Source organism: Streptomyces sp. PsTaAH-124 (assembly GCF_000373685.1).
Classification (GTDB): Bacteria; Actinomycetota; Actinomycetes; order Streptomycetales; family Streptomycetaceae; genus Streptomyces; species Streptomyces andamanensis.
This window is the reverse complement of record NZ_KB892162.1, coordinates 41,424-65,076: the sequence shown is the minus strand read 5'-3', so window position 1 is coordinate 65,076 and position 23,653 is coordinate 41,424. Positions and strand designations below refer to the sequence as shown.

The window sequence follows — 23,653 nt, the reverse complement described above, 5'->3', positions numbered from 1 at the left end:
GGTCCGGCTCAGGACCGCCCGGCCAGGCTCGCCGGGCGCATGTCGGTCCAGTGCTCGTCCACGTAGGAGAGGCACTCCTGCCGGGAGTCCTCGCCGTGGACCACGGTCCAGCCCGCGGGAACCTCGGCGAAGGCCGGCCACAGGGAGTGCTGGTTCTCGTCGTTGACCAGGACCAGGTAGCGGGCGTCGTCGTCCTCGAAGGGGTTGGTGGCGGCCATGGGGGATCTCCTCGTGGGGATGGTGGTGTGGTGTGCGCGGGAGAGAAGGCGCGGCCGGCCGGGTTCGGATGGCCGGTGCGGCGGCACCGGCGGTCTCCGCCGGGTCGTGCACAGACCGCACACAAGATTCTTACTTAGGTAAGGCTGGCCTAACATTTCCCAAGTTCGGAGAGGTGTCAAGCCCCGTCCCGGCGGTGTGACATGCGTCCCGAAGGAGCTGTTGCGTGCTCAACTTCTGGCCGTGTTCCGGGAGATCGCGGGTGCGCCGCGGCACGGCGGCGCACCCCGCGCACGCGGACGCTACCCGACGACGGGCGCCGTCCGCTCCCGGACGTACGCGCCCGGGGTACGGTCGAAATGGCGCCGGAACGCCAGGATGAAGCCGTTCGCGCTGACGAAGCCGACCCGGGTCGCCACGGCCCCCACCTGGTGCCCTTCGGCGAGCAGGGCCAAGGAGCGGTTGAGCCGCGCCCGGGTGCGCCACTCCGAGAAGGACAGGCCGGTCTCCACCCGGAACGCCCTGCGCAGACTGGTCGAGCTCGTGTACAGCGCCTCGGCCCACTCCGTCGCCGTCCGCTGGTCGCCCGGGTCGCGCAGCAGCGCCACGGCCACCGCGCGGGCCGCCGTGCTCACGGGGCGGGGCAGGGGCAGCCGCCGCTCGTCGCCCGCCAGTTCGGCGAAGAGCGCGGTGTCCTCGGGGGTCGCTCCCGAACTGCGCATGCGGGCCAGCAGCAGTCGTCTCCTGGCCTCTGTGACGGGCACGACCGACGCACGTGTGTAGGGCAGCCGGTAGCGCTCGGCCTCGAAACTCTCGCTGACCACCAGCGAGTCGGGGTCGAAGCGCGCGCTGTGCGGCACACCCGCCGGCATCCACAGACCCACCGCCGGAGACAGCACATGGTCCGCGTCCCGCACCGTCACCACGATCCGGCCCAGGGGGGCGTACAGGAACTGGTGGAAGTCATGCACGTGTACGGGGTGCCCCTCCGTCGTGATGCACATGTCGTCCGCGTGCTCCGGGTGCTCCGGAGTTCGGTGCGCCGGCACCGCCGTGTCCGCGTGCTCCGCCGACTTCGTCCGAACCGCGCTCTGTGTCACGAGATCCCCCAGGTGTGCGGGGCCGGACATACGACCCCTGGATTCGAGGCCTGTGCCTCTGCGTTGTATCGACGCCAGGCAAGGTAAGGGTAACCTAACTTGCCGTACGACTCGTGAGGAGCGGAAGAAATCATGACAACCACGTCCCCGCCGGTGGCGACGTCGCCACCACCGGCCAGGACCCGCTTCTCCCGGGGCGCCGCCTGCATGCTGCTGGCGGCGGTCGCGGTCGCGGCGACCCTGATCGCGAGCATCGGACTGGGCTCACGCCACATCTCCCCGCTCGACATCGTGCACATCCTGCTCCACCCGAACGGCGACCTGTACAACTCCCATGTGCTGTGGACCGAACGCATACCGCGGACCTTCCTCGGGCTGCTCGTCGGCGCGGCGCTGGGCGCCTCCGGACTGATCATGCAGGCGCTGACCATGAACCCGCTGTCCGAACCCGGCCTCCTCGGCATCGAGCAGGGCGCGGCCATGGCCGTCGTCGTGGGAATCCTCTACTTCGGGGTCACCGACCTCCGCGGCTACTTCTGGACAGCGCTGATCGGCGCCGCGCTCAGCGCCGTACTGGTCTATCTCATCGGCACCCGCACCAACACCGGCAGCTCCACCATCGGCCTGATCCTGGCCGGGGTCGCCCTGGCCGCCGTGATGTCCTCACTGATCACGCTGATGGTCGTGCGCGACGACGCCGCCTACGCCCATCTGCGGTTCTGGTCGGTCGGCCAACTCACCGGCCGCGCCGCCGTACTGGACGACGTACTGCCGTTCGCCGCCGCCGGACTGCTGCTCGCCCTGCCCCTCGGCCGCACCCTCAACGTCCTCAGCCTCGGCGACGAGACCGCCCGCGGACTCGGCGTCCCCGTCGAACGCGCCCGCCTCGCCGCCGCTGCCGTGGCCGTCCTGCTGTGCGCCGCCGCCACCGCCGCCACCGGCCCCGTCGCCTTCGTCGGACTCGTCGCCCCGCACTGCGCCCGCATGCTCGTCGGCCCCGACCACCGCTGGTCGCTCCCGCTGTCCATGGCCCTCGGCGCCGTCCTGCTCACCGGCGCCGACACCGCGGGACGGCTCGTCATCGACCACGGCGAGATCCAGGTCGGCGTCATGACCGCGGTCGTCGGCACCCCCTTCTTCGTGTGGCTCGCCCGCCGCCGCAACCTGGTACGGGTGTGATGGCGACCGCGATCCGCGACATACCGTCGGCACCCACCGTCCCCCCGCAGGCCACCGCCGCCCGGCTGCGCGCCCGGCGCCGCGCGCACAACCGCAGGACCGCCGTGGTCACCGCCGTGCTCGTCGTGTTCCTGCTCGGCTTCACCACCGCCTCCGTCCTGCTCGGCGGGGTCGCCCACATCGCCGCCGCCGACGTCCTGCCCGCCGCCCTCGGCCTGCGCACCGGACTCGCCGACTACCTCATCTTCCAGCTGCGCATGCCCCGCGCCCTGGCCGCGCTGCTGTCCGGCGCCCTGTTCGGGCTCGCCGGTGCCCTCTACCAGCGGATCGTCCGCAACCCGCTGGCCACCCCGGACATCGTCGGCATCTCGGCGGGCGCCGGGGCGGGCGCCGCCACCGTGCTGCTGCTCGCCCCCGCCGCCTTCACCTCAGGGCCGCCGCTCGCCGCGCTGGCCGGGGCCTTCACCCTGCTCGGCGCCGTGTACGCGCTCAGCCACCGGGGCGGCGTGGACACCTACCGGCTGGTGCTGGTCGGCATCGGACTGAGCGCCGTGTGCACCGCCTACACCAACTACCTCTTCACCATCGCCGACCAGAACGACCTCGCCGTGGTGATGCGCTGGCTGATCGGCAGCACCAACGGCGCCGACTGGCAGGGCGTGCGCACCCTCGCCCTCGGTCTCGCCGGCTGCCTGGTCTGCACCGCCCTGCTGTACCGGCCGCTGTCCGGGATGGCACTGGGCGACCAGCTCGCCACCGGTCTCGGCACCCGGGTCCGGCCGGCCCGCGCCGCCGCCCTGCTGGTCGGCGCCGCCGCCGCGGCCCTGGCCACCAGCGTCGTCGGACCCATCGGCTTCGTCTCGCTGATCAGCGGCCCCATCGCGGGCCGGCTCGTCGGCGGCGACCGAGCCCTCGTCCTCGCCCCGCTGGTCGGCGCGGTCCTCGTCGTCGGCGCCGACGTCCTCGCCCAGAACGCGCCCCTGATCAGCCCGGTGCCCACCGGGGTCCTCACCGCGCTGCTCGGCGCGCCCTACTTCGTCTGGCTGATCCTTCGGCGCAGGCACGGAGCCGTCTCGTGAACGAACAGACCCTCACCACCGGCCCGCACACGCTCCAGGCGCGCGGCATCACCGCCGGATACGGCGACGCCCCCGTCATCGAGGAACTGTCGCTCACCGTCGAGACCGGACGCGTCACCGCCCTCGTCGGCCCCAACGCCTGCGGCAAGTCCACCCTGTTGAAGTCCGTCGCCCGGCTGCTGCCCGTCAGCCAGGGCTCGGTGCTGCTCGACGGCGCCGACATCCACTCCCTGCGCACCCGGGAGGTGGCCCGCCGGCTCGGCATCCTGCCGCAGTCCCCGATCGCACCCGAGTCCATCACCGTCGGCGACCTGGTGTGGCGCGGCCGCCACCCGCACCGCCGGTTCGGGCAGCGCCGCACCGACGCCGACGACCTGCTGATCGCCGAGGCGCTGACGGCCACCGGCACCGCCGAACTGATCGACCGCCCGGTCGACGCCCTCTCCGGCGGCCAGCGCCAGCGCGTGTGGATCGCCCTCGCCCTCGCCCAGGACACCCCGACCCTGCTGCTCGACGAGCCCACCACCTATCTGGACATCGCGCACCAGATCGAGGTGATGGACCTGCTGGCCGACCTGAACGAACGCACCGGCAAGACCATCGTCCTCGTCTCCCACGACCTCAACCAGGCGGCCCTGTACGCGCACACGATCGTCGCCATGCGCGACGGACGCATCGTGCGCCAGGGCCCGCCGGCAGATGTGCTCGACGAACGCACCGTGGCCGAGGTCTTCGGCCTGGACTGCGTCGTCGTGCCCCACCCCCGCACCGACCGGCCCCAGATCTTCCCGCTGGGCAGCCGCCACCTCATCCAGGAGAACAGAACGTGAACCGCCTGACCAGAGCGGCCGGCCGCCGCGGCGCCGTACGCACCCTCCTCGCCGTCGCCACGGCCCTGGCCCTCGCCACCGGCTGCTCGGGATCCGGGGACGACAAGGCCGGCTCCGAGCCCGCGGCCACCACCGCCGGTTCCGCGGCCTTCCCCGTTAAGCTCACCAACGCCTGGGGCACCACCGAGGTCGCCAAGAAGCCGGTCCGGGTCGCCACCGTCTCCGACGGCGACACCGACATCGCCCTCGCCCTCGGCATCGTCCCGGTGATCACCCCGGACGCCGAGGACGGCGGTCCCGTCCCCGAGTACAAGCAGCAGGCCATCGACAAGCTCGGCAAGACCAAGCTCAAGACGTACGACGACACCGACGGCACCGACTACGAGGCCGTCGCCGAAGCCGCCCCGGACGTCATCCTCGGAGTCAACACCTGGGCGATGAACACCGATTACGCCAAGCTCAAGCCCATCGCCCCCGTCGTCACCTACGCCGACAAGAAGGACGCCGACACCCTCACCTGGCAGGAGCGGCTGAAGATCGCCGCCAAGGCGCTCGGTATGACCGACAAGGCCGAACAGATCATCGCCGCCAACGAGAAGGCGTTCACCGACGCGGCCGCGGCCCACCCCGAGTTCAAGGGCAGGACGTACACCTACGCGGTCGTCCACCCCGAGCAGATCACCTACGCCTCCTACGCCGACCAGGACCCCGGTGTCTTCGAGGGACTCGGCCTGACCAAGGCGCCCAACGCCAAGAAGTACAGCGCCGACAAGAACGCCGTCAGCCTGGAGAACCTCGACGAACTGGAGGCCGACGTCCTGCTCATCACCTACCCGTTCGGCGACAACGGACTGGTGTCCGCCTCCGAACTGGAGAAGAACAAGCTCTTCGCGTCCCTGAAGGTGGTCAAGGGCAAGCACTACGCCGTCGTGCCGTCCGAGAACACCCTCGCCTCCGCCGTCGCCTACCCCGACGCGCTCAGCTCGCCCTGGGTCGCGCAGAAGCTGACGCCGATCCTGGCCGACGCCGTCGCCGGCAAGTAGCACCCACGCCACCCGTCACCGCCGTCCGCCGGACCGCGCCCGCACCGGTGGCCGGACCCCGCCCGGGACCCGGCCACCGGCGGGTGCCGTGCCACCGGCCGCACCACACCCCGCCCCCACGGGAACGCCCGTGGTACGAAGGAGCCCGCATGCCCACCCGCAGCCCCCGTTCGGTCGCCACCTTCCCCATCGTGCTCAGGGAACTGACCGTGCTGCGCGCCGAGAACATCACCCCGGGAATGCGCCGCCTCACCCTCGGCGGAGAACAGCTCCGCACCTTCACCCGCGACGGCCTCACCCTGCCCGAGCTGCGTACCGAGGGCTTCGACGACCACGTCAAGTTCTTCTTCACCGACGAGGACGGGCGCCTGGTGCTGCCCCGGCAGAACGTCAGCAGCCTCGACTGGCCCGCCGACGGCCGTCCGGTCTCCAAGGACTACACACCGGTGCGCTTCGACCCCGACGCCGGAGAGATCGACTTCGACTTCGTCCGGCACGAGGGCGGCATCGCCTCCGGCTGGGCCGAACGCGTCAAGCCCGGCGAGAGCGCCTGGATCGCCGGACCCAAGATGTCCCACAGCCACCCCGAGGGCGCCGACTGGCTGCTCATCGCCGGTGACGAGACCGCGCTGCCCGCCATCGGCCGCTGGCTCGCGGAGATGCCCGAAGGCACCCGCGCCAAGGTCTTCGTCGAGATCGGCGAGGACAGCCACCGCCAGGAACTGCCCACCCGCGCCGACGCCGACATCGTCTGGCTCTCCCGCGACGGCGCCCCCGCCGGCACCACCGGCCTGCTGGAGCAGGCGGTCCGGGACACCGAGTGGCTTCCCGGCACCGTCTTCGCCTGGGTGGCGGGCGAGGCCGTCACCCTCAAGGGCATCCGCCGCCATCTGGTGACGGAACGTCAAGTACCGCGCGAGCAACTGGACATCACCGGATACTGGCGGCGCACCGAACCCACCGCACCCGGCGTCCCGGCGGCCGAGGAGGACGAAGAGGGCGACGCCCACGAGCGGCTGCACGAGCTGACCGACCTCGCCCCCGGCTACGCCATCCGCGCCGCCGTCACCCTCGGCGTCTTCGAACTCGTCGCCTCCGGCGTCCGCGACCCCCGCCGACTGGCCGCCCGCACCGCCACCGACCCCGCCACTCTCACCGCGCTGCTCGCCTACCTCGCCTCCCTCGACGTCCTCGCCGACGACGGAGAGGGCGGCTACCGGCTGGCCCCGGTCGGCGAGGAACTCGTCGACGACGACCACTCGGCCTACGAGTACCACCTGGGCGGCGCCCAGGCCGCACTCGACGCCTCTTTCAGCGGACTCCTGCACACCCTGCGCACCGGCGAGGCCGGCTACCGCACCCACGACGGCCGGACCCTGGCCGGTGCGATGACCGACGACCCCCGCCTGGCCGGCACCGCGCGCGCGGCCGTCGAGGACCACGCCCGCTGGGTCGCCCCCGGCGTCGTCGGCGCCCACGAGTGGGCCTCGGTGCCCGTGCTGACCGCGACCGGACACGGTTCGGCCACCGTCGTCAACGCCCTCGCCAAGGCGTTCCCCCGACTGCGCTCCCAGATCGTCGCCATGCCCTCCGCGCTGCGGGTGCTGCGGGAGGAACTGCTCGACACCGATGTGCTGCCGCGCGTCGAACTCGTCCCGCGCGCTTCCGGCGTACCCGAGGGCGCTCGGACCCTGCTGATGTGCAGGCAACTGGAGTGGCTGCCCGACGACGACGCCGTACAGGTCCTCGCCGAGGCCGGTGCCGGACTGGCCGTCGACGGCACACTGGTCCTGGTGGAACAGGTGGCACCGGCCGACGCCGACGACATCGACGCCGTCGTGCACCACCTGCGTCTCAAGTGCGCCTTCGGCTCGGGCGTCCGGGACGCGGAACACGTCGCCCGCCTCGCCGAGCGCGCGGGACTGACGGTGCGCACCTGCCGGGACATCGGCTGGGACCACCGCCTCTGGGTCGTCTCCCCGGCGCGGGACTGACGCCCGGGGACGGCGGATATTCGCTGGACACCGCGCGGGGCAGCGGCAAGCGTGGGAGGCATGGAGCAGTCAGAGATCTGGGACGAGGACACCGCACAGAGCTACGACACACCCGGTTCGGGCATGTTCGCGCCGGAAATCCTGGGCCCGGCCGTCGAGTTCCTGGCCCGGCTCGCGGGGGACGGGACGGCGGTCGAGTTCGCCGTCGGCACCGGCCGGGTGGCTGTTCCGCTCGCGGAGCGCGGGGTCCCGGTCACCGGCATCGAACTGTCACGGCCGATGGCGGAGCGGCTGCGCTCCAAGGCGGACGAGGCGACGGTCCCGGTGGTCATCGGTGACATGGCGACGACCGTCGTACCGGGGGAGCACACCCTCGTCTACCTCGTCTACAACACGATCTCCAACCTGCTCACCCAGGCCGAGCAGGTCGAGTGCTTCCGCAACGCCGCCCGCCACCTCGCACCCGGCGGGCGGTTCGTGGTCGAGCTGTGGGTGCCCGAGCTGCGCAAGCTCCCGCCGGGCCAGGCCGCCACCGTCTGGCGGTCCGAGCCCGGCTACATCGGCCTGGACACCTACGACACGCTGCGACAGCAGGTCGTCTCGCACCACTTCCGTTTCGACGAGACCAGGCAGGCGCGACTGACCCGCAGCCCGCACCGCTACATCTGGCCCGCCGAACTCGACCTCATGGCCCAACTGGCCGGCCTCGAACGGGAAGCCCGGTACGCGGACTGGACGGGAGCGGAGTTCACCGCCGAGTCACGGTCCCATGTCTCCGTGTACCGGCTCCCGGAACGGACCATGCCGGGGCGGCCTCGAGTGACCTGACCCCTCATGTCCCCTCAGACGGTGACCGTCTCGTCAGACCGTGACCGTCTCGCCGTCCGGGAACGTGACCGTCACCAGCCCGTCGTCCCCGCGCACGCACCGGACCGACTCGCGCAGGACCCAGGGGTGCACGACGTCACGAGTCAGCACCACCAGGGTCACATGGACGCTCTCCCCGCCCGGGTGGCGCACGGCGTGCAGGTACGGCGTCGCCGAGTGGGGACCACAGGCGTTCGCCTCGGCCTCGCGCGCGACGCCCGCCTCCTCGTCCCAGCCGTACAGCGCGGCCACGGCACTGGTCAGCCCCGATTCCGTACGGGCCAGCGCCCAGCCGGGTCCCTGCTCCGCCTGCGGGCGTACGCCGTCGGCGACCGCGTACCCGCCCTCGCGCACCGTCACGCCCTCGGGCGCCCGCACTCGGTGCACGCGCAGCTCCCACGGACCGTGCAGCACACTGGTCGACTCGATCGGGAACTCCTCGTCACAATAGGGGAGTTGTGCGAGGTGGCGGGACGACGCCCGGCGTCCCGCGCAGGCCAGCGGGACGATGCGGCGGCGCCGTGAGGGGGTGCCGTCGGCGGTGAGCAGCGCGATGTGGTTGTCGACCGTGCGGGCCCAGGCGTGCGGCGCGGACTCCGGCGCGGTGGCCGTCGAATAGGCGAGCTTGGCGTAGTGGGGATCGTCGCTCCCCGGTCCGTCCGGCGGGTTGTGGTCGCTGCCGTGGTTGACCAGGCGCACGACTCCGTCGTGCGGGGTGCCGTGCAGCAGCCAGCCCGGCGCGGGCAGTGCCGTGTACTGCGTGGACTGCTCGACGGGGAGCGGGAGTTCACGGTCCGCCCACACCGGATGGTCGGCGGGCAGCAGCAGGCCGAGGAATCCCTTGCTCGCCCAGTACGGCGACGCGGGCCCCGAGTACGCCTGCGTCGCGGGCAGGAACGTGCCGTACCAGCCCAGCGGGAGCAGCCCCCGCTCGTCCGGCACCCCGCGCTCGGCGAAGTGCCGGGCCGCACCCGAGGCGAGGCGCCGGGTCAGGCCCGGGGCGAGCGGGGTGCAGTCGGCGAGCGCGCCCAGCCACACCGGCGCCGTCGCCGCGACGCGGTACGTCAGCGACCGGCCCTGGTGCACCGGCGCGCCGTCCGCACCGAAGAACTGCGGGTAGGTGGTGAGGAACTGGGCCAGCCGCTCCCGGTACACGGCGCCGCGCCCGCCGTCCCCGTCCGGTCCCGCCATGCGGGCCCACAGGAGCGGGTACAGGTGCATCGCCCAGCCGATGTAGTAGTCGAAGTTGCGGCCGTCGCCGTCCGTGTACCAGCCGTCGCCGACGTACCAGTCCTCGATCCGGTCCAGCCCGGCGTCGATGTCCTCCTGGCTGTACGGCGCGCCGACCGAGGCGAGGAACTGCTCCGACACCACCTGGAAGAGACGCCAGTTGTTGTCCCAGGTCCGGGCGCCGACGAACCCGGAGAACCAGTCGACGACCCGCTCCTGCACCCGGGAGTCGAGCCGGTCCCAGATCCAGGGACGGGTCTCGTGCAGGGCGAGTGCGACCGAGGCGGCCTCCACCATCTGCTGGGAGCAGTCGGTGAGCACCGGCCAGGCCTCGTCGCTGTCACGGTCCGTGCCCGTTGTCAGACCCCGCGTGTACCTTTCGATGAGATGGGAGACGGCCGTGGGATCAGCGCCCTCGCGGTCGTCCTCGCCGCCCGCGCCCGCGATCCGGAAGGAGGCCAGCAGAAATGTCCGAGCGAACCCTTCGAGGCCGTCGGAGACGACCCCGGACCAACTGGCCCGGCCCGGCAGCCGGTACTGCGCGAAGCCCGGAGTGGCGTACGGCAGCAGGGCCGCGAGCTGCCGGTCGGCCAGGGCCTCCCAGTGCGCCCGCGTCCAGCCGGTCAGGGGCGAGCGGACACGGTCGGTGGGCGGGAGGGGGAAGTGCGGGGCGGGCATGGCGGTTCGCTGGCTCCTTCGTCGGACGGTGTGCGATACGGGTGGCCGGGGGTGGCGGGGCAGGAGGCGAGGGGACCGGTCTCACCGGAGCCGGGCCGTGTGGGTATGACCCCGTGAGCCGCCCACGCGGACGGTGAGCACGGGGCGGCGGCCCGGCACCACGGACACGGTGTCGTCGGCGTGGACCACCTTGCGCACGGCGAAGGGCAGCCGGACCGTCAGCTCCGTCGCCGTACGGCCCGGATCGGCCACCGCCACCGTCACGTCCCCGCCGCGGCGGCACACCAGGACGGTGCCGGGGCCGTCGGTGCCGAGCCCGTCGACCGAGCCCGCCGCCCAGAAGTGCGCCGCGAGCAGGCCGTGGCGGGGTGCGGCAACAGCCTGGACGGTGGCGTCGTTGGCGAGCACGCGCGCCGGGCGGGAGCGGGACCAGGCCAGGGTCGCGGCGGGGGTGGCGCGCGGCAGCAGGACATAGGAGTAGGACGCGGAGGCGGGGGAGGGCCCGTGGTCGAACCAGAGAGTGGCGTAGCGGCGCGTGACCGGGGTGGTGCTGCCCGCGGTGTCCGCACCGGTGTTGAGGGCGCTCCATGTGCCGGTGCGTTCCTCCCGCAGCGCGCGCAGCGGCCCGCCGGAGGGGAAGACGTACCCGCCCGTGCCCTCCAGATGGGCCCAGCGGGCGTCGTCCAGCGCGGCCGACCACCCCTGCCGCGAGGACTGCCGGTGTCCGTCGACGACGAGCCGGGGCGCGCCCTGGGCATGCAGGTTCCGGTTCTCGACGACGGTCTCGACGGTCCTGCCGTCGCTCGCGGTGATCCCGGCGCCGAGGGCGACGACCGCGTTGTCCAGGAAGAACCACGCCTTCTTGGCCCGCAGCGTCGACCCGTCCGCGATCAGCTCCATCGCGGCGGCACCGTGGCGGGCGTCGAGCACCGCACCGCCCGCGACCGCGTTCTGCGGGCGGAAGGTGCCGGTCCCGCCGCCGGTCCCGAGATCGGCCCGGACCCGGGTGTCCACCGTCGTCCCCGGCAGCCGGTACGGGTCGACGGTGGGCCAGAAGGCGTCACCGAAGACGTCCGTGTCGTCGCCGTCGTACAGGTACGTCATGCCGTCGCCGGTGTACCAGCCGTGCAGGTTCTCGCCGTTGCCCGCCTCGTAGGCGGCGATGCGCCGCGACGACAGCGACAGCGCGCACGCCCACGACCGGCGCCGGTGCACCACCCGGTCCATGTCGGCGAAGACGAAGTGCCCGTCGGGGCGGTCGGCGGGCCGCACGGTCCGATCGCCGAGGACGGCCTTCGCACGGGCCAGGTCCGGGATCCCGACGAGCGTCCGGTACGGCGTCCTCGTGTTGCGCAGGATCCAGCCCTTGGCCGCGGCGCGCCAGCGGTCCGCGTACGCGTCCGGTGCCCCCTCGGCGAGCTGGAGGATGTGCGCCACCGCGGCGGCCCCGTCGGCATGGTCCCGCGCGCGCTCGCGGGAGACGGCGCGGCCGCGCACCGCGTCCATCATCACGCCGTCGAACAGGAGAGGCTCGAAGGAGCGCTCCACGGCCTCGTACAACACCTCGACCGCCGGGTCGGTGACGGCCCAGTCGGAACCGGCGAGCAGCGCGATCAGCTGACCGGCGCCCCCGAGCAGGACACTGCCGTACGTGCCCGTGTACGCGACGTCCGAGTGCTGCACGAACGAGCCGTCCCGGTAGAAGCCGTCGCCCGAGGTGACGTACTGGAACAGGCTGTTCTTCCCCTTGTCCCGGACGTCCGACAGGCCGTCGCGGGCCAGGGCGAGCGCGGCGGGGTCGCCCGCGAGCAGCCCGCGCAGCGCGACGATGACGGCCTTGTCGGTGCGGTTGGCGCCCGTCTCGGCGAGCGTGGGGGAGTTGGTGCGGCGGTCCGGGTCGGGGACGAAACGGGCCACCGTCGCCACATAGGCGTCGCGGTCCTGCGCGGACAGTTCCGCGCGCAGCAGGACGCAGACGTCCATCAGCGCGCGGGGCGCCCCGATCTCCCAGAACCACCAGTTGCCGGTCTCGCGGCGGGAGGCGTTGTAGCCAGTGGTGTGCAGGAAGCGGAGCGCGTCGAGGAGGCCGTCGCGCACCGCCGCCTGCCCGGTGAGCGAGGTGCCGGGCGTGGCCCACGCGGTCGCGATCGTGCGCAGCCGCGGGTAGCTCTGGCCGAACATGCCCGGATCGGAGGCCGGGGACAGGTCCGCCCACAGCGCGGTGCGGCCCGCGGAGGTGTCGATCTGCCGCCACCAGGCGGCGGCCTGGGTGTCCAGGGCGGTGAGCGCGGCGGCGAAGTCCGGGTCCGCCGGGTCGAAGGCGCCGCCGGTCAACTGCTGCGCGGCCCGTGCGAGCAGCGGCTCGTAGGGGTCGTCGCCGGATGCGGCGGCGGCGCTCGCACCGCCCGCACGGGCGACGAGTCCGGCGGCGGCGCCCGCCGAGGCGAGCGCGAGGGTCTGGCGTCTGCTCAGTTCCATGGCGGATCTCTTCCTGCGGGATCAGTCGGCCAGCGTGGCCGGGTCGGTCGACGGTGCGGGGAGCTGGAGTGCGGCCAGTTCGGCGCGGCCCTCGGCGTCGATGGGGAACGCCCAGGTGGTGACGAAGAAGTCGGTGAGGTCGCGTCCGGCGACCCGGCTGGCGTAGGTGGCGAGCGCCCGGTAGCGCAGGGCCGTCTCGGTGGAGTCCGACTGCGGGTTCTCCTCGCGCACCAGCTTGTGCAGCCGGGGCCAGAAGTCCGCGCCGAAGGCCAGCTCCAGCTGACGCAGCGGCACCAGCTTCTCGTACGCGCCGAAGGACTTCTCGTACGTCAGCCCCGCCGTGCCGAACTTGGCCCGCGCGGACTGGAAGTAGTCCAGGCCCGTCTTCGGGTCGACGGTGAGGAGATTGGAGGTCCGGCCGAGGGCGCGCTGCACGGCCAGGGAGTAGATGTTCACCGTGACCTCGGTGAGCCCGGACGGCTTGTACGCGAACTGCTGATGCAGATGCCCCAGTTCGTGGTACAGCCCCCAGCCGCGGGTGAGCAGCCCCTCCACGGTCGTGGCCCGGTCGAGATAGGCGCGCGGGAACCCGTTGTACCCGTGTGTCGCGTACGCGCCGACGCCGGACGGCACCACCGACACCTCGGTGAAGTGGTAGCCGCCGGCCTTGGGCCGGTGCACCGCCTTCGAGCCGTCCAGACCGCTGATGTCGGACTCGGCGTCGATGATCCGCTCCAGGAGGCCGAGCAGCGCCGCGTGGTCCTCGTCGCGGTACAGCAGCGCTCCGTCCCGGGTGAGCGTCACGATCGAGCGCGGCCCGTGCAGCTCGACGACCGGCACATCGGTGCAGGTGTCCAACTGGTGCTGGTAGCGGGCCTCGGAGGTGCGCCCGAGCGTGAAGACCGGCATGGGCACGGAACCGCTCCGCAGCCGGACCGCTGCGCGCTGCCCGTCGCCCTCGAGGGTGAGATACACGGGTCCGCCGTGCGGGTCGGTCACGGTGTTCGCGCCGGGCCGGAGCGGGTAGGCGCGCGGTGCGGTGACGGTGCCGTAGTAGTCCCACTGCCCGATCCACAGGGTCGGCGCCGCACCGTGGTGGGGCAGTACCTCGCAGCGCAGCACGGTGCCCGGCGGGAGATAGCGGCCGGTCGGCTGGAACTCGGCGGCGCGCAGGGCCTGGCCGAGGCGCAGCCGCTCCGCCTCGGCGGAGGGACGGGCGACGAGCGGTACGACGAGGTCGCCGTGGCCATGGGCGGCGCTCGTGGTACCGGCGGGGCCCGCGGCGCGGGCGGAGCCGGCGCCGAGGCCGCCGACGGTGAGCGCGGCGCCCGTGGCCGCGGCGAGGACGGAGCGGCGGGACGGGGATGCGGGGGTGCGCATGGACATCGTCTCCTTGGGGCGATCCGTACGGTGGGCGCCGGTGGGCGGAGTGAGGGGGCGGGGCGCGCTACGGCCCGGCCCTCGCCGCGTCCTCGGCGCGGGGAGGGGACGCGGTGGCGCGGGGGAGCGCCGTCAGTCCGAGAGCGTGCTCGGGTCCGTGTCCGGCTTCGGCAGGCGCAGGGCGGCGATCTCCGCGATGCCCCGCGCGTCGACGGGCATCGCCCATGTGCCGACGAAGAAGTCCGTCAGATCGCGGCCCGCCGTGCGGGAGGCGTAGGTGGCGAGGGCGCGGTACTGGCGGGCTTCGACCTCCGGCGGGTGGTCGTAGTCCTCCACCGGCGCGTCGTGCTGGTGCTCCGTGCGGACCAGCCGGTGCAGCCGGGGCCAGAAGTCGTCGCCGAAGGCGAGTTCCAGCTGGCGCAGCGGGACCAACTGCTCGTAGGCGCCTAGGCCGTCGACGTAGGAGAGGCCGGGGGTGCCGAGCTTGGCGCGGGCGGACTGGAACCAGTTCAGGCCCGTCCGCGCGTCGACCGTGAGGAGGTTCGAGGGCTGTCCCAGGGTGCGCTGCGCCGCCAGCGAGTAGATGTTCACGGTGACTTCGGTGAGGCTGCCGGCCTGGTACGCGGCCTGCTGGTTGAGGTGTCCCAGCTCGTGGTAGAGACCCCAGCCGCGGGTGGTGAGACCGCTGACCGTGCACAGGCGGTCCATGTAGGCGCGGGGGAAGCCGTTGAAGCCGTGCCAGGCGTACGCGCCGACACCGTTGGGGACGACGCTGACCTCGTTGAAGTGGTAGCGGCCCGCCTTGGGCCGGTCGAGGGACCGACGGCCGTCGAGGCCGCTGACGCGGTCGTGCGAGCTGATGACGGTGTCGAACAGCGACATCAGGGCGGTGTGGTCCTCGTCCCGGTACAGCAGCGCGCCCTCGCGGGTGAGCGTCAGGACGGCCCGTGCCGTGACGAGTTCGACCCAGGGGACGTCGGTGACGGTGTCGAGCCGCCGCTGGAACTCCCGCTCGCTCGTCCGGCCCAGTTCGAACACGGCCATCGGCCGGGCGCCGGAGACGAAGGTGACGGCGGCCCGCCGGCCGTGTCCGGCGAAGCTGAGGTACACCGGCCCGCCGTAGCGGTCCACGACCTTGTTCAGCCCCGGACGGAGCCGGAACACCCGGGGGGCCTTCAGGTCCGTGTTCGTGTGGTAGTCGTCGAAGGTGCCGATGTGCAGCACCGGGAGCGCCCCGTGGACCGGCCGTACCCGGAGCGTGACGGCCGCGCCGGGTGCGGCGTAGCGGCCGGTGGGGATGAACTCGCTGGCCCGCAGCGACCGGTCGAGCCGCAGCCGCTCCGTCTCGGCGTCCGGAAAGGCTTCCACGAGCAGTGTGTCGCCGCTCCCTGCGCCGTGTGGCGCGGGGGAGGCGGCCGACGCGGGGGTGGCGGCCGCGGATCCGCCGCCGAGGGCCACGGCCGCACCGGCACCCGCCAGTGCGGCGAGCACGGCACGGCGACCGGCGACGGGCGGCTCGGCGGGGGCGTGGAGAGGCTTGTGGGCAGGGCGCATCCGGGAACTCCCATGGGACGAACGGCGTCAGGGCGACGAACGGGACGAGCGGGCGGCGCTGCACGTCAGCATGTAAGCGTTTGCTGTCCGGTCGCAAGGGGGTGCGCCGAGTTTCTGCTCGTTACTATGCGAACCAGCGCTCTTGCGAGCAGGATCGAGCACGTTCCTGTGTCCGGCACCGCAGGAGAGCGGCGGCACGCGCGTCCAGGAGCCCGGGCCCAGGTGCCGACGCCCCCGCGCCCCGGGTAATCGAGGGCGCGCGCAGGCACGGAGACCGCGTGCGTCAGCCCCGGCGCGCGCGCCCGCTCCCCGGGAACCCGCCCCGCGGCGGCCCCGCCGACTCCCGCACGACGATGTGCGTACCCAGGCGCAGCGTCCCGGTCGTCGGGGCGCGCCAGTCGTCCTCGTCCCCGCCGTTGAGTGCCACCCGCACCGCCTGCCGGCCCATCTCCTCCAGCGGGATCCGGACGGTGGTCAGCCGGGGCCGCAGCTCCTGGGCCACCGGGATGTCGTCGTAGCCGACCAGCGACATGTCCTGCGGGATGCGCACCCCGGCCTCCTCCATGGCCTGCGCCGCGCCGGCCGCCACGATGTCGTTCGCGGCGAACACGGCGGTGAACTCCGGTCCTTCCCGGAGCAGTTCGGCCATGCGCCGGTGACCGAAGGCGCGGCTGAAGGCGCCCGGCTGCTCCAGCAGGGGGTCCCGCCGGATGCCGCGCAGTTCGAGCGCGCGCCGGTGTCCGGCGAGCCGGTCCCGCGCCGTGGAGAGGCCGGGCGGCCCGCCCAGGTAGAGGATCCGCTCGTGGCCCTGGGTGATCAGATGGTCGGTGATCGCGAAGGCGCCGCCCTCGTTGTCGTACTCCACCCCGACCGTCGGGACGTCCTCGCCGAGCGAGGGCCGTCCGCACAGCACCAGCTTCGAACCGCCCGCGTCCAGTTCGCTTGCCCTGCGCGCCAGTTCGGCCTTGTAGGCGCGGTCCTCGACGCTGCCGCCGACCAGCACCACGGCATCCGCGCGCCGCTCGTGCATCAGCTCGATGAAGGCGAGTTCCCGCTGCGGGTCGCCCTGGGTGCAGCACACCAGGCAGAGCCGGTCACCGGCGGTGGCCTCACGTTCGACGCCGCGCGCGATGTACGCGTAGAACGGGTCGATCAGTTCACCGACGATGATGCCGACGGTGCGGCCGGAGGCACCGGCCAGCGCCCGCGCATGGGCGTTGACCACATAGCCCAGCTCCCGCATGGCCGCCTCGACGCGCTCGCGTGTGGCCGCGGCGACCGGGTAGTTGCGGTTCATGACCCGCGAGACGGTCGCCGTGGACACACCGGCCCGCCGCGCGACGTCGACGACGGTCGCGCGGCGCTGCCCGCTCCGCTCCCCCTGCCCGTCGCCCTGTACCTCGCCGTCCGGCCCGGGTGCCGTGGAACTCTGCCGGGACATCCGGTCCACCCCCTGATGGTCGTGCTGGTCTGCCTGTGCTCGGCCCGCCGCCCCAGAGACTATGGCGTGCGGCGCGGCTGCGCTCACGCGATCCGCTCCAGGTCCTCCAGGAGCACGGCGTGCGCCAGCGGCACGCCGCGCGCGTACCGGGCCAGTTCGTCGACGGCGAGCGCGCCGAGCCGGCCCACCTCGTTGCCCTGGGCACCGGCCAGATGCGGGGTGATGAAGACGTTGGGCTGGTCCCACAACGGGTGCCCGGCGGGCAGCGGTTCGGGATCCGTGACGTCGAGAACGGCGTCGATCCGGCCGCTGACCAGGTGGTCCGTGAGGGCGGCGGTGTCCACGAGCGGACCGCGCGCGGTGTTCACGAGGAGCGCGCCCGGACGCATCAGGCCCAGCCTGCGGGCGTCGAGCAGGTGCCGGGTCTCCGGGGTGTCCGGCGCGTGCAGGGTCACCACGTCGCTGGTCGCCACCAGGGTGTCCAGATCGGTGCGGGTGGCGCCGAGCAGCCCCGCCTCGGCGTCGCCGATGTACGGGTCGTACAGCAGCACCTCGGCGTCCAGGGTGCGCAGCAGCTCGGTGACGCGGCGGCCGATGCGGGAGGCGCCGACCACGCCGACGGTGATGCCGCGGGTGCCGAGCCAGTGGTGGCGGTCCAGGTCGGCGTCGGTGCGGTGGGTGCGCCGGTCCTGGAAGAGACGGGCGAGCGGGAAGGCACGCTTGGCGCCCAGGATGATCGCGGCGAGCGTGAACTCGGCGACCGGCACCGCGTTGGCCGCCGCCGCCGAGGAGACGGCGATGCCGCGCTCGTAGGCCTCCCGGCCCAGGAACGTCTTCACGGTGCCGGCCGCGTGGATCACCGCGCGCAGCCGGGGCGCCCGGTCGAGCGCGGCCCTGTCGACCGGCGGGCAGCCCCAGCCGGTGAGCAGGACCTCGCACTCGGCGAGGGCCGCGCGCGCCGACGGGCTGGTGAACTCCGCCACGACCGACGGAGGCCGGATGTCCGCGGTCTCCTCCAGGCGCGCCCGTACGGACGGCGGGAAGACGTCGTCCACGACGGAGGAGTCCATCGCGAGAACCGTGCGGGGCCGCCGCGGGGGCGGTGTGGCGTCGGCGGCCGTGGCCTCGACCGGCGCCTCGTCAGTGGTACGCACCCTGCCTCCGGACAGTAAACGTGTTCTATGGCGGACCGAACGCTAGGGAGCACGCCGCAGGACCGTCAAGGTCGGGAAGAAAATCTGACAGCCGAGTTGCCCTGTTTGCAGCAGAAATACCCCGCATAACTGGCCTGTTCGCGCTGTCATCACGACCCGTCAGATCGCCGAATCTATTGACGATGAGGTTAACCGCTTACTAACTTGCCGCCGCAGATACCAGTTCCTGCGCCAACCGGCCGAACAGGACCGCTCCATGACTGTCTCCGTACCACCGACCGCCGTCGACCGCGTTCCCCGCAAGACCCTCTGGCAGCGCGTCAAGCGCGACAAAGTGATGCTGCTGCTGTGCCTGCCCGGCTTCCTGTACTTCGTGGTGTTCCACTACGTACCGCTGCTCGGCTACCTGGTGGCCTTCCAGGACTACCAGCCCTACCTGGGCTACATGCACAGCGCCTGGACCGGCTTCACCAACTTCTCGACGGCCTTCGCCGACCCCGACTTCTGGTCGGCGACCGGCAACACGCTGGAGATCGCGCTCGTCCAGCTCGTCCTGTTCTTCCCGGTGCCGATCGGGCTCGCCCTGCTGCTCAACAGCATCGTCAGCGACAAACTCCGCCGCTTCGTGCAGAGCGTCGTGTATCTGCCGCACTTCATCGGCTGGGTGATCATCGTCTCGATCTTCCAGCAGATCCTGGGCGGCGCGGGCGTCGTGCCCGACGTGCTCGGATCGCTCGGCCTGCCGCGCTACGACATGACGACCGACCCGAACGCCTTCCCCTGGCTGCTCGCGCTCCAGGTGATGTGGAAGGACGCCGGCTGGGGCACCATCATCATCCTCGCGGCGCTGCTCTCCATCGACCGCGGCCTGTACGAGGCGGCGGCCATGGACGGCGCGGCCCGGTGGCGCCGCTTCTGGCACGTCACCCTGCCCGGCCTGTCCCCGGTGCTCGTCCTGCTGCTCATCCTCAACCTCGGCAACATCCTCACCGTCGGCTTCGAACAGATCCTGCTCCAGCGCGACGCAGTCGGACCCGACGCCGGTGAAGTCCTCGACACCTACGTCTACTTCCACGGCATCAAGGACAACCAGTGGGGAACGGCCGCCGCCGTCGGCCTGGTGAAGGCAGTGATCGGCACCGTCCTCGTCATCGGCGCCAACAAGTTCGCCCACCGGCTCGGTCATGAAGGGGTGTACCGCGGTGCTGACCGTTGAGACGTCCGCTGTGAAGACGCGCCGCGTGCGCACAGGCCGGCCCGTCCCCGAGGCGGGAGAGCTGCGCCCCTCCGGTGCCCGTCCCCCGTGGATGGAGAAACCCACCCGGGTGGGTCTCGTCCTCAAGGGCCTGGCCCTGGTGCTCGTCGTCGGCCTGGTGGCGTACCCGCTGCTCGGGGTGATCGGCACGAGCTTCGCCTCGCAGAGCGACATCATCAAGTCCAACGGGCTCGTCCTGTGGCCCGACCACCCCAGCCTCGACGCCTACCGGACCGCGTTCACCGGCGGCCGGGTGACCCGCGCCCTGTTCGTCAGCGTCGGCGTCACCGTCGTGGGCACCGCATGCAGCCTCCTCGCCACCATCGGCATGGCGTACGGACTGTCGCGCCGTGGCATCGTCGGCGGCCGGTTCATCCTCATGACCGCCCTGTTCACCATGCTCTTCAACGCGGGCGTCATCCCCAACTTCCTGCTGGTCAAGGAACTGGGCCTCTACAACACCTTCGCCGCGCTCGTCCTGCCCACCATGGTCAGCGCCTTCAACCTCGTCGTGATGCGGGCCTTCTTCATGAACCTGCCCGAGGAGCTGTACGACGCGGCGAAGGTGGACGGCGCGGGCGACCTCCGGACCCTGGTCCGCGTCGTCCTGCCGCTCTCCAAGGCGGTCATCGCCGTCGTCGGGCTGTTCTACGCCGTCTCCTACTGGAACGCGTACTTCAACGCGCTGCTGTACCTCGGCGACAACGACAAGTGGCCGCTGCCCATGGTCCTGCGCACCTTCATCCTCCAGGGCCAGAACCTCGACACCGCGGCGGCCGGCGAGGTGGTCGCCCCGCAGCAGGCCGTCCAGATGGCCGTACTGGTCATCGCCGTCGTGCCGATCCTGCTCGTCTACCCCTTCCTCCAGCGGTTCTTCACCAAGGGCGTCCTCACCGGAGCCGTCAAGGGCTGACCGCGCCCCGAAGGACAGGGCCACCGTGTCCGGCCGCACCACCCCAACCGCCCCGAACCCCGAATCCTCCCGTGCCCGCCTCGTATTGAGGAGTCCCGCCATGTCCGGCACCACATCCGTCGACCGCCGCACCCTGTTCCGCTGGGGTGCGGGCGCCGGTCTCGCCGTCGCCGCGGCACCGCTGCTCGCCGCGTGCGGCGACGGCGGCACCGCCGCCAAGGCCGAGGCCAAGAGCGCCGGTCTGCTGCCGAGCACCACGGTGCGCAACATCGGCATCAAGGCCGACCTGCCCGGCACCGCGGCGGGCGTCCCGAACGCCTTCCTGAAGTACCCGGCCGAACTGGCCCGCGCCACCCGGGGGACCCCGCTCAAGGGCGCGCAGAAGATCACCGCCGTCACCGAGACCTTCGCGCCGCTGCCGCCCGAGCGCGGCAAGAACGCGGCCTGGCGGGAGATCGAGAAACTGCTCGGCACCGAGGTCGACTTCACGGCCGTACCCGCCGACGACTACCCGGCCAAGTTCTCCACCATGGTGGCCGGCGACCAGCTGCCGGACATCTTCATGTACCCGGAGACCGGCGGCGTCGACAACATGGGCTCCTTCCTCGCCGCCAAGTGCGCCGACCTCGGCCCCCACCTCTCCGGCGACAAGGTCAAGGACTACCCGAACCTCGCGGCCGTCCCGCAGTACGCCTGGCGCGACGCCATCAAGGGCGGCAAGCTCTACGGCATCCCCATCGCCCGCTCGGGCACCGGCGGCGCGGGCTTCTACCGGGCCGACCTGCTGCGGCAGGCCGGTGTCACCGGCCTCGACCAGATCGACAGCATCGAACGCCTCGTCGAGCTGGCCAAGGACCTCACGAACACCGGCAAGAAGCAGTACTTCTTCACCGGCAGCGGCACCATCCTGCTCGCGATGTCCGCCGGGGCCCAGCACTTCTGGCACTTCGACCGGCAGACCGGCAAGTGGCGCTACCAGCTGGAGGACGACAAGTACCGCTACGCGGTCGAGACCGCCGCCAAGCTCTACAAGGCGGGCTGCTACTACCCGGGCACCGTGCAGATGTCCGGCGCCCAGAAGGCCCAGTACACGGACCTGTTCAAGAACGGCAAGGCCGCCTACGTCTACGACGGCATGCCCTCGTACCTGACCACCGCCACCGGCTACGTCGACTCCATGGCGGCCATCGACAAGTCCTTCGACGTCCGGCCCATGGTCCCCGTCGGCAAGGACGCGGTCACCTGGACCGACAACGTCTCGCTCCAGAACTGCTACATCACCAAGGCCGGAGAGCAGCGGGTGAAGGAGCTGCTGCGTCTGGCCGACTTCGCCGCCTCGCCGTTCGGATCCCTCGAATACACCCTCATCAACTACGGCGTGGAGAACACCGACTACCGGCGCGACGCGAACGGCACGCCCGTCCTCACCAAGCAGGGCACCCAGGACGTGACCGTGCCGTGGGGCAAACTCGCATCGGCGACACCCGCGTTCTTCAGCGCCACACATCCCGAGGCCGCCCGCTATGTGCACGAGGCGTACACGGTCCTCATCCCGAGGCTCATCGAGGACCCCACCCTCGGCTACTCCTCGCCGACCTGGGACTCCAAGGGGTCCGGCAGCCTCTACACCATCCACCTCGACGGCCTGAAGGACCTGATCACCGGGCGCAAGCCGATGTCCGCGTACGACGCGCTGGTCAAGAAGTGGCGCCGCGCCGGAGGCGACACCTGTCGCGCCGAGTTCGAGCAGGCCTCGCAGAAGGGGAAGAAGTGACCACCAGCAGACGCGCGTTCCTCACGAAGACGGCGGTCGCCGCCGCGGTCACCGTACCGGTGCTGGGCTCGCCGGCCCGGGCCGCGGGCTTCGACCCCCGCCCCGGCTCCGACGGCGTCGGCGACCCCCTCTTCCCGACCCTCGGCAACGGCGGCTACCAGGTCGACCACTACGACCTCACCTTCGACTTCACCCCGGTGACCTACGACTTCACCGCGCTGGTGAAGCTGAACGCGCGGGCGACGCAGGACCTTTCGGCGTTCAACCTGGACACGGACGGCCACACCATCGACTCGGTCACCGTCAACGGCCGCCGCGCCTCCCACACCCTGTCCCTCGGAATGTCGGGCCAGGAACTGACGGTCACCCCGGCCGCACCGCTCCACAAGGGCGCCCCGTTCCAGGTCACGGTCGCCTACCACGGCAACGGCAAGGCGGCGCGGTCCGGACTCACCGGCTGGCGGTTCGGCTCGGACGGCGGCTTCGCCTCGGCCGCGCAGTCGTCGCGGGCCGACACGTTCCTGCCGTGCAACGACACCCCCTCCGACAAGGCCACCTGGACCTTCCACCTCTCCGCGCCCGCCGGATACGTCGCGGCCGCCAACGGCGTCCTGACCGGCAAGGACCGACGTGCCGACGGCGCGACCGTCTGGCACTTCGCCCTGCGCGAGCGCATGCCGACGGAGCTGCTCGGCATCGCCGTCGTCAAGGGCACCTACCTGTACGGCACCTCGCACACCGGGCTGCCGCTGCGGCACATCGTCCCGCAGGGCCGCGAGGACGAGTACGCGCCGGTCGTGGCCCGTACGGCCGACCATCTCGCCTGGCTGGAACGCAAGTTCGGCCGCTACCCGTTCTCGGTGTACGGCATCCACATCTACGACGGATACACCGACGCCCTGGAGAACACGACCCTCACCCTGATGGGCACCAACTGGTTCAAGCCCGACGCCGACGGCCACCCCACGTACGAGAACACCATGGTGCACGAGCTGACCCACCAGTGGTTCGGCGACAGCGTGACGCCGCACGACTGGCAGCAGGCATGGCTCAACGAGGGGCCGGCCGTGTACTACGCCGCGCTCTACAGCCAGGAGCGCGGCTGGTCGGACATGGCCGCGAAGATGAAGGCGACGTACGCCAAGCTCGACGCGGTCCGCGCGAGCGACGGGCCGCCCGGACTGCCCGCCGCCCTCGGCGGCACCAACATCTACGACGGCGGCGCACTCGTCCTCTACGCCCTGCGACTCCGCGTCGGCACACGGAAGTTCGACCGGATCATGGGCCTGTGGCCGCGCCGCTTCAAGGGCCGCACGGTCACCAGCGAGGACTTCATCGCCCACGCCGTGACCGTGACGGGCGACCGGTCGCTGGACCGGTTCCTGCGGGACTGGCTGTTCGGCGCGAAGAACCCGCCGATGCCGGGCCACCCGGACTGGACGACCACGGCATGACCGACCACGGCATGACTGAGCCCGGGATGACCGA

At 72.1% G+C, this 23,653-nt stretch carries 18 protein-coding genes; 10 read left to right on the top strand and 8 right to left on the bottom strand.

Annotated elements, in window-relative coordinates:
* Positions 1 to 8: 8 nt before the first annotated feature.
* Together B086_RS0108700 and B086_RS0108695 are read right to left on the bottom strand one after the other, a co-directional pair.
* Positions 9 to 218 carry an MbtH family protein gene (locus tag B086_RS0108700; RefSeq protein ID WP_018566024.1) on the bottom strand — a complete coding sequence of 70 codons (210 nt, stop codon included), beginning with the start codon at positions 216 to 218 and terminating at the stop codon, positions 9 to 11.
* Positions 219 to 518: 300 nt separating this feature from the next.
* Positions 519 to 1,220 (bottom strand): helix-turn-helix transcriptional regulator, encoded by a 702-nt coding sequence (locus B086_RS0108695; RefSeq protein ID WP_018566023.1) that lies wholly within the window; start codon positions 1,218 to 1,220, stop codon positions 519 to 521.
* 228 nt (positions 1,221 to 1,448) lie between these two features.
* On the opposite strand from B086_RS0108695, the gene B086_RS0108690 reads away from it, so the two are divergent.
* From B086_RS0108690 to B086_RS0108665, 6 genes are all read left to right on the top strand, one after another.
* On the top strand, positions 1,449 to 2,495 hold the full coding sequence (locus tag B086_RS0108690) for a FecCD family ABC transporter permease (protein ID WP_026252239.1): 1,047 nt from the start codon (positions 1,449 to 1,451) through the stop codon (positions 2,493 to 2,495).
* Positions 2,495 to 3,574 carry a FecCD family ABC transporter permease gene (locus B086_RS0108685; RefSeq protein ID WP_018566021.1) on the top strand — a complete coding sequence of 360 codons (1,080 nt, stop codon included), beginning with the start codon at positions 2,495 to 2,497 and terminating at the stop codon, positions 3,572 to 3,574. The genes B086_RS0108690 and B086_RS0108685 overlap by 1 nt, the downstream gene beginning before the upstream one ends.
* Positions 3,571 to 4,404: an ABC transporter ATP-binding protein gene (locus B086_RS0108680; RefSeq protein ID WP_018566020.1), complete on the top strand. Its 834-nt coding sequence runs from the start codon at positions 3,571 to 3,573 to the stop codon at positions 4,402 to 4,404. Before B086_RS0108685 ends, B086_RS0108680 begins: the two co-directional genes overlap by 4 nt.
* The gene (locus B086_RS0108675; RefSeq protein ID WP_018566019.1) at positions 4,401 to 5,447 is read left to right on the top strand and encodes an ABC transporter substrate-binding protein; all 1,047 of its coding nucleotides are present in this window, start codon (positions 4,401 to 4,403) and stop codon (positions 5,445 to 5,447) included. Before B086_RS0108680 ends, B086_RS0108675 begins: the two co-directional genes overlap by 4 nt.
* 149 nt (positions 5,448 to 5,596) lie before the next feature.
* Positions 5,597 to 7,441 carry a siderophore-interacting protein gene (locus B086_RS0108670; protein WP_018566018.1) on the top strand — a complete coding sequence of 615 codons (1,845 nt, stop codon included), beginning with the start codon at positions 5,597 to 5,599 and terminating at the stop codon, positions 7,439 to 7,441.
* Positions 7,442 to 7,501: 60 nt separating this feature from the next.
* A complete protein-coding gene (locus B086_RS0108665; protein ID WP_018566017.1) occupies positions 7,502 to 8,269 on the top strand; it encodes a class I SAM-dependent DNA methyltransferase in 768 nt (255 codons plus the stop codon).
* A gap of 33 nt (positions 8,270 to 8,302) precedes the next feature.
* On the opposite strand, the gene B086_RS0108660 is transcribed toward B086_RS0108665, so the two are convergent.
* The 6 genes from B086_RS0108660 to B086_RS0108635 all read right to left on the bottom strand — a co-directional run bounded on the left by B086_RS0108660 (position 8,303) and on the right by B086_RS0108635 (position 18,223).
* Positions 8,303 to 10,216 (bottom strand): DUF2264 domain-containing protein, encoded by a 1,914-nt coding sequence (locus B086_RS0108660; protein WP_018566016.1) that lies wholly within the window; start codon positions 10,214 to 10,216, stop codon positions 8,303 to 8,305.
* A gap of 81 nt (positions 10,217 to 10,297) precedes the next feature.
* Entirely contained in the window at positions 10,298 to 12,694 is a 2,397-nt protein-coding gene (locus tag B086_RS0108655; protein ID WP_018566015.1) for a polysaccharide lyase 8 family protein, read from the bottom strand.
* Positions 12,695 to 12,715: 21 nt separating this feature from the next.
* Positions 12,716 to 14,074 (bottom strand): M60 family metallopeptidase, encoded by a 1,359-nt coding sequence (locus B086_RS0108650; RefSeq protein WP_018566014.1) that lies wholly within the window; start codon positions 14,072 to 14,074, stop codon positions 12,716 to 12,718.
* A gap of 132 nt (positions 14,075 to 14,206) precedes the next feature.
* Complete coding sequence (locus B086_RS0108645) at positions 14,207 to 15,628, bottom strand: M60 family metallopeptidase (protein WP_018566013.1); 1,422 nt, start codon at positions 15,626 to 15,628, stop codon at positions 14,207 to 14,209.
* 283 nt (positions 15,629 to 15,911) lie between these two features.
* Positions 15,912 to 17,078, bottom strand: coding sequence for a LacI family DNA-binding transcriptional regulator (locus B086_RS0108640; protein ID WP_018566012.1), 1,167 nt, complete (start codon positions 17,076 to 17,078; stop codon positions 15,912 to 15,914).
* Positions 17,079 to 17,152: 74 nt separating this feature from the next.
* Complete coding sequence (locus B086_RS0108635; protein ID WP_018566011.1) at positions 17,153 to 18,223, bottom strand: hydroxyacid dehydrogenase; 1,071 nt, start codon at positions 18,221 to 18,223, stop codon at positions 17,153 to 17,155.
* Positions 18,224 to 18,479: 256 nt separating this feature from the next.
* Between B086_RS0108635 and B086_RS0108630 the strand changes: the two genes are divergently transcribed.
* The 4 genes from B086_RS0108630 to B086_RS0108615 all read left to right on the top strand — a co-directional run bounded on the left by B086_RS0108630 (position 18,480) and on the right by B086_RS0108615 (position 23,619).
* Positions 18,480 to 19,439 carry an ABC transporter permease gene (locus tag B086_RS0108630; protein ID WP_018566010.1) on the top strand — a complete coding sequence of 320 codons (960 nt, stop codon included), beginning with the start codon at positions 18,480 to 18,482 and terminating at the stop codon, positions 19,437 to 19,439.
* A 91-nt stretch (positions 19,440 to 19,530) separates the two neighbouring features.
* Complete coding sequence (locus tag B086_RS0108625) at positions 19,531 to 20,391, top strand: carbohydrate ABC transporter permease (protein WP_018566009.1); 861 nt, start codon at positions 19,531 to 19,533, stop codon at positions 20,389 to 20,391.
* 100 nt (positions 20,392 to 20,491) lie between these two features.
* A complete protein-coding gene (locus tag B086_RS0108620) occupies positions 20,492 to 22,165 on the top strand; it encodes an extracellular solute-binding protein (RefSeq protein WP_018566008.1) in 1,674 nt (557 codons plus the stop codon).
* Positions 22,162 to 23,619: a M1 family metallopeptidase gene (locus B086_RS0108615; RefSeq protein ID WP_018566007.1), complete on the top strand. Its 1,458-nt coding sequence runs from the start codon at positions 22,162 to 22,164 to the stop codon at positions 23,617 to 23,619. Before B086_RS0108620 ends, B086_RS0108615 begins: the two co-directional genes overlap by 4 nt.
* The last annotated feature ends 34 nt before the right edge of the window (positions 23,620 to 23,653 follow it).